Raw genomic sequence first — 15,487 nt, 5'->3', positions numbered from 1 at the left:
ATTGGGTGGAATTAGTAAGGTCTATGGGTATGCTTGGCGGGTTACATCAAGAGGTAACACGCATGGCATATGATGTTTTCCTGGTCTCCGCGATAGAAGATCGCGATATGGCGAAGCTGGTAGCGCGCCGTTTGAGGTCATTGAAGTTCAAGGTCTGGTTCGATCAGAAGCAGACCGACAATACCTTTGACGCGAAAGATGCGCGCAATGCCGGCAATTCGGAATCCATGCTCGTGATATGGTCCGAAAACGCCGTGAAGAGCGACTGGGTGCGTGCGGCGGCCTCTGTTGGCCATTCCCGGCCAGGGATGCTGGCGCAGGCCAGTCTCGACAAGACAATTCCCTACCAGCCCTTCAAGCAGGACAAGCGCTATTCGCTGGAGGGCATGACCTCCCGCAAAATGCCGGAGGGCTTCTACCAGCTCGTTGAAGAACTGGGTAAACGCCAGGACCGGACCGATCTGCGCGAATGGATGGGCTACGGCTCCAAGGACGAGGAAGAGCGTGACGCCTGGCTTGAGGCTCACCCGGAAGACCCACTGGCGATCGATGCGAAGAAAAAGCGTGAGAAAGCCCTCGGCATCAAACCGCCCCCTGCGGCTGAAGCGGCGGGCGCTGCAGCGCTGGCAGCGGCCTCCGTCAAGGCGCCGTCTTCCAAGTACAGCCAGGCCTCTTCAAGCCGTCCGGCGCCGCGCGCACCTACGTCCACCACAGCAGCAAGTGCAAATGGAGGCGCAGCCGCCAAGGCAGAGGATCTCGGCATGGGCTGGGGCACGCTCGCGGCGGTTGGCGCGGCGATTGTGGTCATGTTCTTCATGAGCTGGGTTTTCCGGTCGCAGACCATTGCGCCCGCGACAACGCAGGCGGGCCTGCCACCTGTGGGCAATGCCTATCGCCTGACAGAAGCCTGCCCGGCCGGACAAGTGCCGGCATCCCTCATAAAGGTGCTGGAGCCGGGCCCGATCATCAATGATACGGAAGAGCCCGAGGACTAGGCCGGCCTAGCCGAAGACTGCGATGGTCTGCCGCCCGATCATGATCGGCTCGCGGCGGCTGTTCCACAGCGTCATGGACTGGCTGCTATAGCCATCGCGCGAGGTATCGGCGATGTGCCGCGCCAGGAACCAGCCATCATCGGTTTGAATGTCATCAGTCAGGAATTCCGCCATCCAGGTCATGGAGCTGATGCGCGCCGGGCCGGACAGCATGGAGAGCGCGGCAGGTGGCGGGGCGTCGGCGAGGGCCAGCACCGAAACGGCATCCGGTGTCAGCTCTGTATCCTTGTGGCGCATCCAGAGAGAGATATCGCCTTCCGCAGCGCCTGAGATGGGGCGCGAGCCTGCGACGAGGCGCATGTTGAAGTTCCGCGTGAAGGCGGGGCGCAGCGGGCTGTCGCCAAAATAGCTTTCTGTCTCATCCGGCGCCGTCACATCCGGGGCGGGGAGGTTGGCAAAGTCCAGCGCCGAGGTGCGGTTCATGCCAAAGGCAAAGATGGAGTCGGCGGCTACGCCCTCACTGCCGGTCATCCGGACATTCACGAAGATGGTGTTCTTGCCCTCGCGCAGGACAACAGCCTGGCAGATCACATCACCAGAGACCGGGCCGACGAACGCAACCTGCGCCGAGCGGATGGGCCGGTCACCTGCCAGGCGCTGCGCCGTCTTCAGGCACATCGCACCAGTCAGGCCGCCATAAGTGGTGCGGCCCTGCATCCACTCTTCCGGAACATGAAAGGTCAGCCGTGTATTGCCAGAGGCAATCGCGCTGTTCATCAGCTGTGTGAAGTCCATCTCTATATCCTCTTGCACGGGGCAGGATAATCGGGTTCCAAAAAGGAACCAATGTGTGTCGCTAGGGTATGCAGCAAAAAAATACGCTCCGGTTTTACGCGGAGCGTATTTTGAAATCAGACCGCAGGGCCTGTCTTAGTGCTGGCTTTCCGGCGTGGTCACGCGCATGCCATCCAACTCATCAGAGATGGTAATCTGGCAGGACAGGCGGGAATTTTCCTGAACATTTTCAGCGAAGTCCAGCATGGACTTTTCCATTTCCTGCTGCTCGCCCACCTTGTCCATGAAGGACTGATCCACATAGACGTGGCAGGTGGCGCAGGCGCAAGCGCCGCCGCAGTCGGCATCAATGCCGGGAATGGAGTTCTTCACGGCAGCTTCCATGACCGTTTCGCCGTTTTTGGCTTCAACGACGCGTTCGGTACCATCATGATCAATATAGGTGATTTTTGCCATGGGCGGGTTTCTCTCCTTCAGGCTGCAGCAGCAGCGGCAATGTCTTTCATCGAGACTGTTGTATCGCTAAGCGTATCCGGCTCAACCTTTGCACCCATCATAATGAGCTTTTTTGAGGCCAGGAATTCCGGGGCACTGTTGACGGCATCTACCGCAATCAGTGTGCCATTCTTGAGGTAAAAGGCTGCAAATTTGCGATCTTCAGGCGATCCACGCACCACGATCTGGTCATAGCCCTGGCTGAGGCCGGCAATCTGCAGCTTCAGATCATACTGGTCAGACCAGAACCAGGGGCAATCCTCTGGCGGGCGGGGCTTGCCCAGAATGGCGGCCGCGGCGAGCTTTCCTTGCTCAATGGCGTTATGCACGCTTTCGAGGCGCGATGAGCGGCCATAATGGACCAGCGGACGGCTGGCACAATCACCGGCCGCAAAAATGCGCGGATCAGACGTGCGGGCGTCGCGGTCTACCAGGATGCCATTATTGCAGGCGATGCCGGCTTCATTGGCCAATTCTTCATTCGGCAGAATGCCGATGCCGACCAGAACGAGATCTGCGGGCAGGGAAGTGCCGTCTTCCAGAATGGCCGCGGTAACTTTGCCATCCTTGCCTTCAAGGCGGGCGAGACGCGCATTCGTGCGAATATCGACGCCCTGACGGCGGTGCTCGGCTTCGTAAAATTCGCTCATGACCGGGCTGGTCACACGCGCCAGCACGCGCGGCGCCATTTCCAGAACTGTGGCGGACAGGCCCATCTGACGGGCCACGGCGGCGGCTTCGAGTCCGATATAGCCGGCGCCGATGATGACCATGTTGCGGCCTTCAACCATTTGCGGCTGGATACGCTCAACATCCGAAAGGCCGCGCAGATCGTGCACATTTTCAAGGTCAGCGCCGTCCAGCGGCAGGCTGCGCGGGCGAGAGCCTGTCGCGATGACCAGCGCGTCATACTCGACATGCGCGCCATGGGCCATTTCAACGATCTGGTTTTTCCGGTCGATGCGTGATGCCGGGGTCGACAGGATCAGCTCGACCTTGTTGTCTTCATACCAGGCCGCCGGTTTGAAGAAGAGGCGCTCTTCGGCGAACTCTCCCTTCATATAGGCCTTGGAAAGTGGTGGGCGCTGATAGGGCAGAGATGGCTCATCCCCGATAAGGGTCAGCTCACCTTCATAGCCACCCATGCGAAGCGACTGGATAGCTTGTGCTCCAGCCTGGCCACCGCCCAGGATGACAATCTTCTTTGCGTCCGAAAGGTCCAAACCTTTCCTCCCCACTGTTCTAGACGCCAAAATTCGTGACGCTGGCGTCATTTTTTACATTTTCTAAGCCAATCTGCCTAATGCCGCAAGGTATGTCATCAAGCCAAATGCCGCATTCACAACAGAAAGGATGGCGTTTCGCTGCGCTGTTTTATATGGCTCGGTGTATGGAGAAAACCTTTCATCTTCCCTCGGACAAGAAAACCCGTTCCTTTGGGGCAGCTCTTGCGACAATTTTGCAGCCCGGAGATGTCCTTGCGCTGCACGGTGGATTGGGCGCCGGAAAGACAACGATGACGCGCGGACTCATCCAGTTCCTTCTGGGTGAAGAGGAAGAGGTCCCCAGCCCCACCTATACGCTGGTCCAGATCTACGAGACGGATGCCTTCCCGATCTGGCATTTTGATCTCTATCGCCTCGAAAGCCCGGAGGATCTGCACGAACTGGGCTGGGATGAGACAGACCAGGGCGTTGCCATTCTGGAATGGCCAGACAAGGCGGGGGACCAGCTGCCTGCCTGGCGTCTGGATGTCCATCTTGAGTTTGACGGCGACCAGCGGATTGTAAGGCTGGTGCCATGCGGCGAAGACTGGCAAACACGGCTTGATGACTTCCGATTCTAGCGAGCGCGAACGGCAGATAACATCCTTCCTGGCAAAGCAGGGCTGGGATGGCGCTGAGCTGCGCCCGCTGGATCAGGATGCGTCTACCCGCAGGTATATTCGCCTGACACGCCCGGATGGGGCAAAGGCCATTCTGATGGATGCCCCCCGCATTGAGGCAGACCCATGCCCCCCGGAGGCGAGCGATGAGCTGCGCAACCAGATGGGCTGGAACGCGCAGACCCGGCTGGCAGCCTCTCGCGTGGATGCCTTCGTTCTGATTGCACAGCATTTGCGATCGCTCGGCTTCGCCGCGCCAGAGGTACATGCCCATGATTCCGAGTTGGGCTTTGCCCTGATTGAGGATTTTGGAGGGCGCAAGGAAATCGCCCGGCAGATCGAAGCCGGTACAGTGGCCGAGCAGGACGCCTATCTTGCGGCCATGGACGTGCTGGTCGCCCTGCATGAGCATCCGGTGCCGGATGTGCTGAGCCGCGACGGCGAAATCTGGCCCATTCTGGAATTTGACCGTCTGGCCCTTGCCAGCAATGCAGACCTCTACGCGGACTGGCTGCCTGCGGAAGTGGGACACGACAAGCTGACCGGCGAGATGCGACAGCGCTGGGAAGCAGAGCGCGATGCGCTGATCGAGCAGGCCATGGCCTTTCCGCGCACCCTGACGCTGCGCGATTTTCACGCCGAGAATTTGCTATGGCTGGGCGGTGGTAGGATCGGCCTGCTGGACTTTCAGGATGCCGTGAAAGGCTGGGACGCATGGGACATCGCCATGCTGACCCAGGATGCGCGCCGAGACGTTTCGCCGGATGTGGCAGAGGCCGTGATCCGGCGCTATCTGGATGGTACGGGGAAAGAGCGCGCCGCCTTTGAAGAGCGTCTCGCCGTGATCGGCGCGCTGAATGCCCTGCGCATCGCAGGGGTCTTTTCTCGTCTGCAACACCGCGATGGCAAACCGCGCTATGCTGAGTTCCAGCCGAGACAGTTGAAAGTGCTGGCGAAAAACCTTCAGCACCCGGCGCTTCAGTCGATGGCCGCCTTTGTGCGCGAGGCAACACCTTTCGTTTTCACGGGGCTGGCATGAGCATTTCTGTACCACACACCGCCATGGTTCTGGCCGCCGGGCTGGGCACACGGATGAGGCCGCTGACAGATCACATGCCGAAGCCGCTGATCGAGGTGAATGGCAAGGCCCTGATGGATCGGCTGCTGAATCCATTGAGCGCAGCCGGGGTGAAGCGCCTTGTCGTGAATGTGCACTGGTGCGCCGACATGATTGAGCAGCATCTCTCAGGGCGTGATGATTTCGAGATCGTCTTCTCGGACGAGCGCGACCAATTGCTGGAGACGGGCGGCGGGCTTGCCAAGGCGGCGCCACTGCTCGGCGAGGAGCCTGTCTTCGTGGTCAACACAGATGCGTTCTGGGGCAGCCTGTCGCCAAAGCCCTTTCTGGATATGGCGGGCGCATTTGACCCGGACCAAATGGATGAGCTGTTGCTGCTGGCCGATACACAGCGATGCCTTGGCTTTGCCGGAGCGGGCGACTTCACGCGCGATGAGCACGGCCGTCTGACGCGGCACGGCGATGCCGCGACTGCGCCCTGGGCCTATGCCGGTGTGCGTATCCTGAAGCCGCAGGCCTTCCTGTCCCAGCCGGTTGAGCCATTCTCTGTAGCGTGGCGCATCTGGGGGCCGCTGGTCGAGGCTGGCCGGCTGCATGGCCTGCCGCTGGATGATTTCTGGCTGCATGTGGGAGACCCGCAAGCGGTCAAGGATGCCGAAATGTGGCTGATGTGCCATGGCGAGTGACGGGAAACTGTTCGGCGCGGATCGGCCCAGGGTCTGGACCATTCCGCCGGGAGAGGACTTTCTGAAGGTGTTTGCCCGGGCGCTGGCCGAGGATGTTCATCTGTCGAAACACCCCGATGCGCTGGCTGATGCGATCATCTATGTGCCGAACCGGCGCTCGGCGCGGGCCCTGTCTGCCGCCCTGTTCGAGGCGGCCGATGAAAGCCCGATCCTGCCGCCGGAAATCCGCGCGTTGGGGGATCTGGAAAGTGACGAACTGCCGCCCGTTGCCGAGAGCAGCCTGATCGACCTGCCGCCAGCCCTGTCACCGGGCAAGCGCCTCGGCCTGCTGGCCTCCATGGCGCAAACTTTTTACCGGGTGAATTACGAGACGGAGCTTCCGGCCTCGTCTGCACTGTCTGCGGCGATGGAACTGTCCCGTCTGCTGGATCAGGCGCATCTCAGTCCGGATACGGATTGGGGCGAGCTGCCCAATCTCGTCAAGGATGCAGACCTTGCCAAACACTGGGAAAGCTCCGCCAAATTCCTGGAGATCATCACTACAGCCTGGCCTGCCTTGCTGGAAGAGCAGGGCGTGTCTGACCCATTGGAGCGACGCCTCAAGGCCGCGCAGGCGACTGCGGCGGCGTGGCTGGCACATCCGCCTGAGGCACCGGTGATCATTGCGGGGTCTACCGGCGCGACCCCGGCAGGCCGGGAACTTATGAAGGCGGCCTTGCAATTGCCGCGCGGCATGATCGTGTTGCCTGGGCTTGATCTCGATGCGGATGAAGAGGCGCGCGTCTCAATCCTGGGCGAAGTTGGCCACCCGCAGAATGTGTTGTTCCAGACGCTGAACCATTTGGAGGTGGCACCTGAGGCCGTCTCGCAATGGCCGGGCGCGTCTCTGGCGCGGGACCGTCAGGCGCGCCGCCGGATGATTCATGAGGCGCTCGCCCCAGCGGATGCAACGGCGGACTGGCGCGACACGCTGGACCAGTTGGCCGGCGCGGCGGAGGTGAGTGTCGAGGCCTTTGCGGCAGATGCGCTTCAAGGCCTGTCGATCATAGAAGCGGCAGATGAGGCCGATGAGGCAGCCTGCGTGGCACTTATCCTGCGCGAGACTCTGGAGCAGGCGGGACGCACTGCTGCGCTGATTACGCCGGATGCCGGGCTGGCGCGCCGGGTGTCTGCGCTGCTGCGGCGTTGGGGCGTGGACGCGCCACCATCGGCCGGTATGCCCCTTAGCCGCACGCTGGCGGGCAGCTTCATTGGCCTTTGCGCGCAATGGGCGACTGACCCGTCGGACCCGACGCTGCTCGTGTCTGTGCTGAATCATAAACTGGCCGCGCCCATGCCTGGCCTCTCAAATCTTGAGCTGTACTTCCTGCGCGGCCCGCGCCGCTGGACCAGCCTTGACGGGCTGAAGGAAAGCATCCGTACACGCCACGAGATTGAGCCCTATCCGAACTTCACGGATGAGCATCAGGCGGAGGCGCAAGAGCTTGTCGGCAAGCTGATCGACATATTTGAGGCGACTGGCGCGGACCTTAGCCAGATGGGAGACATTGCCGGCGGTGATGGGCTGGAGCGGATCGCGCTGCTCGCGGCGGCGGTCAGCGAGACGCCCTTGCCATGGGCCGGAGAAGACGGCGCGGCGGCGAGCCGTCTTCTGGAGTTTGTCAGCGAAGTGTCTTCCTACCTGACGCCGATGCCACCGTCTGCGCTGGCCGAGCTGGTCAATTCACAGGCCGCGCAAATGACAGTCAGCCTGAAACAGGATGAGCATCCGAATCTGTTCATCTGGGGGCCTCTGGAGGCGCGGCTGCAATCAGCCGACCGCGTGATCCTGGCGGGCCTGAATGAGGATGTCTGGCCGAAGCGTCCTGCACCGGATGCGTTCCTGCCGAGGCATTTCCGCCAGCAATTGGGCCTGAGCGATCCGGAGGACCGGATGGGCCTGGCCGCGCATGATTTCGCTCAGCTGGCCTCCGCGCCGGATGTCACGCTGGTCTATTCCGCGCGCCGCAATGATGCGCCTGCGGTGGCGTCCCGCTGGGTCTGGCGTCTGAAGACGCTGGCCGAAGGCGCACTGGACGACAAGGCAAAAGTGATGCTGAGCCCGGAAGGACTGGACCCGCTGAAACTGTCCGAAGCGCTGAAGCAGCAGGGCGTCGATGCCTCCCCTCAGGATTTTTCTGTCGAGCCCATGCCGACCATGCGGCCGGAAGGCTGGCCGAAGAAACTGTCCGTCACGCGCGTGGATACGTTGCAGCGTGACCCTTATGCTCTGTGGGCTGAGCAGGTGATCGGCCTTGTGAAGGTTGATCCGCTGGGCGGAGATCTGGGCCCGGCGCCGCGCGGTACGGCGGTGCACAAGGCACTGGAAGACTTCGAGGAAGCCGGCAAACCCAAGACCGCGGACTATCTGCTGGAATTGCTGCACCGGGAACTGATGCGCGTGGGCGAGACGGAGGAAGCCTGGGCGGCGCGCAAGGCGGTCTGGGCGCGCACGTCGGAGTGGTATGTCAATTGGCGCAAGGACCGAGACATCGGCGGCGGCAGGCCGAAATTCGAGGTGCGCGGTAGCATAGAGCTGGATCTGGAGGGTGAGCCATTCCGCCTCAGCGCGACAGCGGACCGGATCGAGATGAATTCGACCGGCGAGATTGTCATAGTCGATTTCAAGACCGGCAATCCGCCGCGTGAGAAGGAAGTGGGCGCGGGCCTCAGCCAGCAAATGCCGCTGCAGGCACTGATCGCTCAGCAGGGCGGCTATGAGAAAGTGCCCGCCGCGCGTGTGGACCAGCTGCACTATGTGGCCTTTAAGGCCAAGCCGGATGCGTTCACATTGGGAGGCAAGCATAATTTGCCATCTGAGCCAGCAGAGATGGCGGAACTGGCCGAAGAGGGCCTGCGGCGCCTGATCGTGCAGTATCGTAACCCTTCGGCGGCCTTCCTGTCAGCGCCGCGTGTGAAATTTGTCAAATATGACAATGGCTTCAATTTGCTGGCCCGCCGCGCCGAATGGGCGGGCGACACTGAAGACGGGGAGGGAAGTGATGGCTGACGACATGATGCCTGTGACCCCTCCGGATACAGAGGACTATCGCCGGGCCAATGCGGCGCAGCTGTCCTCTGCCAATCCGGCCTATCCGGTGTTCGTGATGGCGAATGCCGGTAGCGGCAAGACGAAGGTTCTGATCGATCGCGTGGCGCGCCTGTTGCTGCGCCGGGAAGACGGACGGGAAGGTGCGCGGCCGGATTCCATTCTGTGCATCACCTATACCAAAGCAGCCGCGAACGAGATGCTGTCGCGCCTGTTCCGTACGCTCGGAAAATGGTCGATCATGCGGGACGAGAAGCTGCGCGAAGAACTCTCGCGGCTGGAGGGCCGGGACAAGGCGGCCTACACGGCGGATGATCTGCGCGGGGCGCGGGCCCTGTTTGCACGCGCTCTGGAAACGCCGGGCGGCCTGCGGATCGAGACCATCCACGCCTTCTGTGCGCGTATCCTGCGGCGGTTCCCGCTGGAGGCGGGGGTTCTGCCAGGCTTTACAGAGATTGAGGAAGACGAGGCCGATGCCATCTGGCGTCAGGCGCGCGGTGCAGCCGTGCTGAAGGCGCAGACAGAGCATCCCGAGGCGCTGGATCTTCTGGCCACGGAAGGTGGGCATGAGGGGGCTGATCTGCCGCTGAACGCCATGCGCTATCGCATCCAGCCCTTCCTGGATTTCGCCGAGGCGCATGAATTTGATCATGACCGGATGGAGCAGGCCCTGCGCGATGGGCTAAATGCGCCGGAGGGCAGCGCGGCGGATATTCTAGATCTCGCCATGGGCGAAGAGATGCCGGTTACGGCTTTGCGGGAAGCGCTGATTTCTCTTCATGCCTCTGGCAAACGGGATGACCTGCGCACGGCGGCCGCGGTGGAGGCCGCCCTGCTGGAAGAGACTGCAGAGGCACGATGGCACGCCTATAAGGGCGCGTTCTTTGGGACGCAGAAGCCATATTCGCGGCTCTACAATGCCGGCGCCGGGAAAGACGCGAATGTGGTTGGCCTGTTCTCCACGGCGGACCCGATCGGGTCTGAAGTCAGCCGTGTGATGGAGCTGGCGGAGAAGCTGCGGCTTGCGGCAGCGGTGGAGCGCAACATGGCGCTGCTGAAAGTCGGCCTGCCGGCTGTGCGCGCCTACCAGCAGGAAAAGCGCAAGCGCGGCGCGCTGGATTTTGATGACCTGATCCGCAGCACGCATGACTTGCTGAAGAGCCGGGGCATGTCTGACTGGGTTCTCTACAAGCTGGATGGCGGGATAAGTCACGTCCTGCTGGATGAGGCGCAGGACACGAGCCCGCTGCAATGGGACTTGATCTCGGAACTGACGAAGGAATTCTTTGCCGGAGAAGGCGCCGAGCGCCAACAGGACCCGCGTACCCTGTTCGTTGTGGGCGACGAGAAGCAATCCATCTATTCCTTCCAGGGCGCAGAGCCTGCCCAGCTGCGTGCGCAGGAACAGGAAAAGGGCAAGATGGATTCAGAGCTGCGCTCTCTGACCATGGAGATGTCGTTCCGTTCGTCGCCTGAAGTGCTGTCCTATGTGGACGCCGTCTGGAATTCTGCGCCGCCGGTGGATGTTGCCGCTGACAATCATCCGCCTTTCTCTGCAGAGCAGGTGAAACACACGGCCCGGCGGGCAAACCAGCCGGGCCTGGTTGAGCTGTGGCCGGTCGAAGAGCGCGCCGAGGAGGCGGATGAAGATGCCTGGTCCCGTCCGGTGAACGCGATGCGGTCATCCTCTCCGAAGGCGCGGCTGGCCAAGCAGATTGCACGGCAATTGCGCGAGATGGTCGACCGCGGAGAGACGGTCTGGGAGGAGCTGCCAAATCGCGACTGGAAGCGCCGCCGCATGCGCGCCGAGGACATTCTCATTCTCGTCCGCAGTCGGACGGGTGGCTTGTTCGATGCGATGATTTCGGCGCTTAAGTCAGAAGGTCTGCCGGTGGCGGGCGCGGACCGGCTGAAGCTGACAGATCATATCGGCGTGCAGGATTGCCTCAATCTGATGCGCTTTGCACTCAGACCGGAGCGCGATCTGACGCTGGCGGAAATCCTGCGCGGGCCATTTGTCGGCTTTGTTGATGATGACCGGTATCTCTATCGCTTTGGGGCAGGTCGCGGGCGCGGGGAAACGCTCTGGTCCCGGATGCAGGCAGATACGCGGCCTGAGGTGCAGCAGGCGGTGGCTTTCCTGTCTGGCCTGCTGGCGCAGCGCCATCTGCCGCCATTCGAATTCCTGTCTGCGGTTCTGGATGTGCCAGCGGCGGATGGCACGACGGGGTGGGAAAAGATCAATGCGCGTCTGGGGACACCAGCGCATGATCCGGTTCAGGCTCTGATCGCCCGCACGCAGGCCTTTGACGCAAGCGGGCCGTCCTCCATGCAGGCCTTTGTGGCCGAGATGGAATCCAAGACAGTCGAGATCAAACGCGACCTCGCCGCCCCGGAAGGGCAGGTGAGGGTAATGACCGTGCACGGGGCCAAGGGCCTGCAGGCGCCTGTCGTCGTGATGCCGGATACGACCGCCGGGCCGAAGACGGTTTCCGATACGCTGTTCGATGTGGACGGCCTGCCGATCTGGTCCCCCCGCAAGGATGGCGACATTCCAGGGGCGGCTTTGGCGCGGGCGATTGCCAATGCGAAGTCAGAAGAAGAATTCCGCCGGCTGCTCTATGTGGCGCTGACGCGGGCGCAGGACAGGCTGATCATTGCCGGCCACTGGCATGGCGCAGCGGCGCCTGGCTATCACACGCGCAGCTGGTATGCGCTGTGCGAGCGGGCGATGAACCGGCTGGGCGTGGAAGCCGATGAAGACGGCATGATGCGCTATGGCGATCTCACGCCGCTGTCGATTGACGGGTCCGGGCAGGAAGAAGACCGCCATACTTTGCCGGACTGGGTGTTCCGCACGCCGCCACATGCCGAGACGGCGCGGCGCTACAGTGCGGCGACGACCCTGCTGGGCCAGAAGACGCCAGTGCTTGCGCCCTTTGGCAAGACACGGGAGGCGCGCCTGCGCCGGGGCCGTATCATCCACACTTTGTTCGAATACCTGCCGCAGTTGCCGGCCGAGCAGAGAGATGCTGCTGCAGAGACCTATCTTGCGCGCTTGCCCGAGTTGGAAGAGGAAGACCGGCGAGAGATGAAGCAGGCGGCCATGACCGTGCTGCAGGCACCTGAGATGAAGGCGCTATTCGCACCGGGTGGACGGGCTGAAGCCGCCATTGTCGGCACAGCGCCGGAATTGCCGAAGGGACTGGTCATCAATGGCCGGGTCGACCGTCTGGTGGTGACGACCCACGATGTCCTGATCGTCGATTTCAAGACAGACCAGCCTGCGCCGGACACGCCGGACGGCGTTGCAGACACTTATCTGGCGCAGATGGGGGCGTATTGGGCGGTGCTGAGGCGGGCCTATCCCGGCCGTACGGTGCGGGCTGCGCTGTGCTGGACAGACGGGCCCCGGTTGATGTTTTTGCCTGAAGATCTGCTTTTAGCAGCTCTAAAGGGTGCCGAGAGGCCGGTTTGACTTCACAGAAGAGTCTCTATGTATCATTCAGGCAAAACGAAACCTGAGGATTCACGCTATGGCTGCGATCAATGTAACAGACGATGATTTTGACGGTGTGATCGGTTCTTCCGATGTCCCCGTCGTGGTGGACTTCTGGGCTGAATGGTGCGGCCCGTGCAAACAGATGTCACCCCACATCGAGGCCGTCTCTGACGAACTCGACGGCAAGGTGAAGGTCGCCAAGATCAATGTCGACGAAAACCCGATTGCGCCGTCCAAATATGGCGTGCGCGGTCTGCCGACGCTGGTGATGTTCAAGGATGGCAAGGTTGCCGCAACGCATCTCGGTGCGATGAGCAAGCAGGCGATTGCTGACTGGATCAAGCAGAGCGTCTGATCCGCATCTGCCCTGAAGACATAAAAAAACGCCGGCGAGAGATCGCCGGCGTTTTTGTTAGACCGTTTCGCTGGTCAGCGAGATGAAGACGTCTTCAAGGTCCGGTGCCTTGGTTTCAAGGTCTGCGACGCTGATGCCATTGGAGCGGACCAGCTCCAGCAGGCGGCCAATTCCGGTTTCGCTGGTGCGGAAGGTGATCTGCAGGTCTCCGGACGGCGTGATCGCGGCATCCATGCCTGACAGGGCATCCGGAAGGGCGGCCAGCGGCTCACGCGGTGTGATGACCAGTGTCTTGTAGTCGAGGCGTGAGAGCAGCGAAGGTGTCGATTCGCAGGCGACAATCTCCCCATGGTTCACAATGGCGATGGTGTCGCAAAGCTCTTCGGCTTCTTCCAGATAGTGAGTCGTCAGAATGATGGTCGTACCATTGTTGTGCAGCTCCTGCACATATTCCCACATCGAGCGGCGCAGTTCGACGTCCACGCCGGCGGTCGGCTCGTCCAGGATCAGGACGGGTGGATTGTGGACAAGGGCTTTCGCCACCATCAGGCGGCGCTTCATGCCGCCGGACAGCTGGCGGACATAGGCGTCTTTCTTATCGTCCAGGCCAACGGCGGTGAGAATCTCAAGGCTGCGGCGTTCGGATTTCGGGACGCCATAGAAGCCGGCCATAAGTTCCAGCATCTCCATGGGGGTGAAGAAGGGGTCTGCTACGATCTCCTGATTCACGACGCCGATGGCCGCGCGGCTCTGGCGGGGATGCTCGTCGATATCGAGTCCCCAGATGCTGGCAGAGCCGGATGTCTTGTTCACCAGACCGGCCAGAATGTTGATAAACGTGGATTTACCTGCGCCATTTGGTCCGAGCAATCCGAAGATCGACCCTCGCGGAACCTCCAGATTGATCCCTTTCAAAGCATGCTTTTCGGGCATTTTTCCCGAGGCTTTGTAGGTTTTTTGGAGATTTGAGACTTTAATAGCGAAGTCGGGGGCCGTTTTCGTGGATGACATGCTGGGCCTTTTCACTCTGTCCATACGATCTTGCACCTTACGGCGGCGCAATCTAGGTAGGGTCGAGTAGCACTATGGGCAACCGGTGCCGCAGAAATTGCAGATGGAAAGACAAGTCATGTCCACTAAACGCGATGTGTTTGATCCGCCGGAAGTATCCATGGTGACCAGCCGCAAGGTTTCCTGCAATGGGGGCGGCGGCGCGCTGGGCCATCCGCGCGTCTGGTATGAGATGGGTGATGAAGATTTTGTCGAGTGCAAATACTGCGACCGGCGCTTCATTTTGATCGGTGGCCGGGAAGACCCTTCCAGCGCCCAATAGTTTTTCTCGATAAGTGAGGTTTCCTGATGCGTGTCCTGATAGCAGGCGGAGGCATAGGAGGCCTGACAGCGGCCGTTGCGCTCCAACGTCTGGGCCATGACGTCCTGGTGTTTGAGCAGGCCGGTGTTCTGGACGAAGTTGGCGCAGGCATTCAGGTCAGTCCGAATGGCATGAAAGTGCTGAAGGCGCTGGGCGTCGCGGCGCGGGTTTCGCGTGATGCGTTCCGCCCCAAAGCGCTTGAGATGCGTATGGGCCGCAGTGGCCGCCGCCTGTTCGATATTCCGCTTCGCAAGGCCGCCATCAACCGTTGGGGCGCAGATTATCTGCACGTCCACCGGGCCGACATGGTCGACGCGCTGAAAGAGGTGCTGCTGGAGCGTCAGCCGGGTAGCATCCATCTGGGCTGCAAGGCAGCCTCCTACAGTCAGGATGAGACAGGTGTCCGGCTGCAGCTGCAGTCTGGCGACGTGTTTGAGGGCGATGTGCTGGTGGGCGCCGATGGCATCCATTCCGTGATCCGCGCGCAGATGCTGGGGCCGGATGCCCCGCGCTATACCGGCATGACGGCCTGGCGGGCTGTCGCACCCGTGGCCTCCCTTGGAGACCATGCACCGCCCCCGACGGCCAGCGTGTGGGTGGGCTCGCGCAGACATGCCGTCACGTATCTGCTGCGGGGCGGCTCGCTGGCAAACCTTGTCGGCGTGGTGGAGCGCAAGGAACAGCTTGTCGAATCCTGGACAGCGGAAGGCTCTCGCGAGGATGCGCTGAGAGACTTTCAGGGCTGGAATCCCGCTGTCACAACGATCCTTGAAAAGGCAGACGTGCTGCATCGTTGGGCACTGTATGACCGGGATGAGCTGCCGCGCTGGTGCGATGGCCGAGTGACGCTGCTTGGCGATGCCTGCCATCCGATGCTGCCCTTCCTGGCGCAAGGCGCGGTGATGGCCATCGAGGATGCCTATGTGCTGGCGCAGCATCTGTCAGGCGAGGCAACGCCGGAAACCGCCCTGAAGGCCTATGAAACAGCGCGTAAGCCCCGTACCAGCCGCGTGCAGGCCGGAGCGCGCGCCAATGCGCGGCTTTTCCATCGCCGCAATCCGTTGACTCAGATGTCGACCTATGGGCCGATGTGGATCGCTGGGCGAACGATGAAGGGCTTTGTGCATTCCCGGAATGACTGGCTGTATCGTCATGACGTGACCTGCAGCTGACACGTCGCTATCTGTCTTATACGAAACAGTCCTGTTTCGATTCCATTATTTAAATATCTGACGG

13 protein-coding genes are annotated in these 15,487 nt (G+C 61.5%); 9 read left to right on the top strand and 4 right to left on the bottom strand.

Going from position 1 to position 15,487, the window contains the following annotated elements; genetic code table 11:
- Nucleotides 1–62 precede the first annotated feature (62 nt).
- Entirely contained in the window at nt 63–995 is a 933-nt protein-coding gene (locus HY29_RS00940; protein ID WP_034790049.1) for a toll/interleukin-1 receptor domain-containing protein, read from the top strand.
- 6 nt (nt 996–1,001) lie between these two features.
- Here the strand turns inward: HY29_RS00940 and HY29_RS00935 are convergent, their stop codons facing one another.
- From HY29_RS00935 to HY29_RS00925, 3 genes are all read right to left on the bottom strand, one after another.
- Nucleotides 1,002–1,790: a thioesterase family protein gene (locus tag HY29_RS00935; protein WP_034790048.1), complete on the bottom strand. Its 789-nt coding sequence runs from the start codon at nt 1,788–1,790 to the stop codon at nt 1,002–1,004.
- Between the two features lie 135 nt (nt 1,791–1,925).
- Nucleotides 1,926–2,246 (bottom strand): 2Fe-2S iron-sulfur cluster-binding protein, encoded by a 321-nt coding sequence (locus HY29_RS00930; RefSeq protein WP_034790026.1) that lies wholly within the window; start codon nt 2,244–2,246, stop codon nt 1,926–1,928.
- Nucleotides 2,247–2,263: 17 nt separating this feature from the next.
- Nucleotides 2,264–3,508 carry an NAD(P)/FAD-dependent oxidoreductase gene (locus HY29_RS00925; RefSeq protein ID WP_034790023.1) on the bottom strand — a complete coding sequence of 415 codons (1,245 nt, stop codon included), beginning with the start codon at nt 3,506–3,508 and terminating at the stop codon, nt 2,264–2,266.
- Between the two features lie 80 nt (nt 3,509–3,588).
- Between HY29_RS00925 and tsaE the strand changes: the two genes are divergently transcribed.
- The 6 genes from tsaE to trxA are packed head-to-tail and all read left to right on the top strand — an operon-like array spanning nt 3,589 to nt 12,879.
- The gene (tsaE, locus tag HY29_RS00920) at nt 3,589–4,131 is read left to right on the top strand and encodes a tRNA (adenosine(37)-N6)-threonylcarbamoyltransferase complex ATPase subunit type 1 TsaE (RefSeq protein ID WP_338390427.1); all 543 of its coding nucleotides are present in this window, start codon (nt 3,589–3,591) and stop codon (nt 4,129–4,131) included.
- Complete coding sequence (locus tag HY29_RS00915) at nt 4,115–5,209, top strand: aminoglycoside phosphotransferase family protein (RefSeq protein WP_034790022.1); 1,095 nt, start codon at nt 4,115–4,117, stop codon at nt 5,207–5,209. Before tsaE ends, HY29_RS00915 begins: the two co-directional genes overlap by 17 nt.
- Entirely contained in the window at nt 5,206–5,934 is a 729-nt protein-coding gene (locus HY29_RS00910; protein ID WP_034790020.1) for a nucleotidyltransferase family protein, read from the top strand. The genes HY29_RS00915 and HY29_RS00910 overlap by 4 nt, the downstream gene beginning before the upstream one ends.
- Complete coding sequence (gene addB / locus HY29_RS00905; RefSeq protein WP_034790018.1) at nt 5,924–8,983, top strand: double-strand break repair protein AddB; 3,060 nt, start codon at nt 5,924–5,926, stop codon at nt 8,981–8,983. Before HY29_RS00910 ends, addB begins: the two co-directional genes overlap by 11 nt.
- Nucleotides 8,976–12,500 (top strand): double-strand break repair helicase AddA, encoded by a 3,525-nt coding sequence (addA, locus tag HY29_RS00900; protein ID WP_051600981.1) that lies wholly within the window; start codon nt 8,976–8,978, stop codon nt 12,498–12,500. The genes addB and addA overlap by 8 nt, the downstream gene beginning before the upstream one ends.
- 58 nt (nt 12,501–12,558) lie before the next feature.
- Nucleotides 12,559–12,879: a thioredoxin gene (trxA, locus tag HY29_RS00895; protein ID WP_034790016.1), complete on the top strand. Its 321-nt coding sequence runs from the start codon at nt 12,559–12,561 to the stop codon at nt 12,877–12,879.
- Nucleotides 12,880–12,936: 57 nt separating this feature from the next.
- Here the strand turns inward: trxA and HY29_RS00890 are convergent, their stop codons facing one another.
- Nucleotides 12,937–13,890, bottom strand: a complete 954-nt coding sequence (locus HY29_RS00890) for an ABC transporter ATP-binding protein (RefSeq protein ID WP_034790014.1) — start codon at nt 13,888–13,890, stop codon at nt 12,937–12,939.
- Between the two features lie 118 nt (nt 13,891–14,008).
- On the opposite strand from HY29_RS00890, the gene HY29_RS00885 reads away from it, so the two are divergent.
- On the top strand, nt 14,009–14,212 hold the full coding sequence (locus tag HY29_RS00885) for a zinc-finger domain-containing protein (RefSeq protein ID WP_034790546.1): 204 nt from the start codon (nt 14,009–14,011) through the stop codon (nt 14,210–14,212).
- A gap of 26 nt (nt 14,213–14,238) precedes the next feature.
- On the top strand, nt 14,239–15,423 hold the full coding sequence (locus HY29_RS00880) for an FAD-dependent monooxygenase (RefSeq protein ID WP_034790012.1): 1,185 nt from the start codon (nt 14,239–14,241) through the stop codon (nt 15,421–15,423).
- Nucleotides 15,424–15,487 lie beyond the last annotated feature (64 nt).

This window comes from Hyphomonas beringensis, assembly GCF_000682755.1.
Lineage (GTDB): Bacteria > Pseudomonadota > Alphaproteobacteria > Caulobacterales > Hyphomonadaceae > Hyphomonas > Hyphomonas beringensis.
The sequence above is the reverse complement of the archived record's forward strand: the minus strand, read 5'-3'. Positions and strand labels throughout refer to the sequence as shown.

What these genes read in the sequence shown, in the direction of transcription:
- HY29_RS00935 (WP_034790048.1), bottom strand. Translation starts at nt 1,790, where the DNA reads ATGGACTTCACACAGCTGATGAACAGCGCGATTGCCTCTGGCAATACA.
- addA (WP_051600981.1), top strand. Translation starts at nt 8,976, where the DNA reads ATGGCTGACGACATGATGCCTGTGACCCCTCCGGATACAGAGGACTAT.
- HY29_RS00915 (WP_034790022.1), top strand. Translation starts at nt 4,115, where the DNA reads ATGACTTCCGATTCTAGCGAGCGCGAACGGCAGATAACATCCTTCCTG.
- addB (WP_034790018.1), top strand. Translation starts at nt 5,924, where the DNA reads ATGGCGAGTGACGGGAAACTGTTCGGCGCGGATCGGCCCAGGGTCTGG.
- HY29_RS00940 (WP_034790049.1), top strand. Translation starts at nt 63, where the DNA reads ATGGCATATGATGTTTTCCTGGTCTCCGCGATAGAAGATCGCGATATG.
- HY29_RS00910 (WP_034790020.1), top strand. Translation starts at nt 5,206, where the DNA reads ATGAGCATTTCTGTACCACACACCGCCATGGTTCTGGCCGCCGGGCTG.
- HY29_RS00890 (WP_034790014.1), bottom strand. Translation starts at nt 13,890, where the DNA reads ATGTCATCCACGAAAACGGCCCCCGACTTCGCTATTAAAGTCTCAAAT.
- HY29_RS00880 (WP_034790012.1), top strand. Translation starts at nt 14,239, where the DNA reads ATGCGTGTCCTGATAGCAGGCGGAGGCATAGGAGGCCTGACAGCGGCC.
- trxA (WP_034790016.1), top strand. Translation starts at nt 12,559, where the DNA reads ATGGCTGCGATCAATGTAACAGACGATGATTTTGACGGTGTGATCGGT.
- tsaE (WP_338390427.1), top strand. Translation starts at nt 3,589, where the DNA reads ATGCCGCAAGGTATGTCATCAAGCCAAATGCCGCATTCACAACAGAAA.
- HY29_RS00885 (WP_034790546.1), top strand. Translation starts at nt 14,009, where the DNA reads ATGTCCACTAAACGCGATGTGTTTGATCCGCCGGAAGTATCCATGGTG.
- HY29_RS00930 (WP_034790026.1), bottom strand. Translation starts at nt 2,246, where the DNA reads ATGGCAAAAATCACCTATATTGATCATGATGGTACCGAACGCGTCGTT.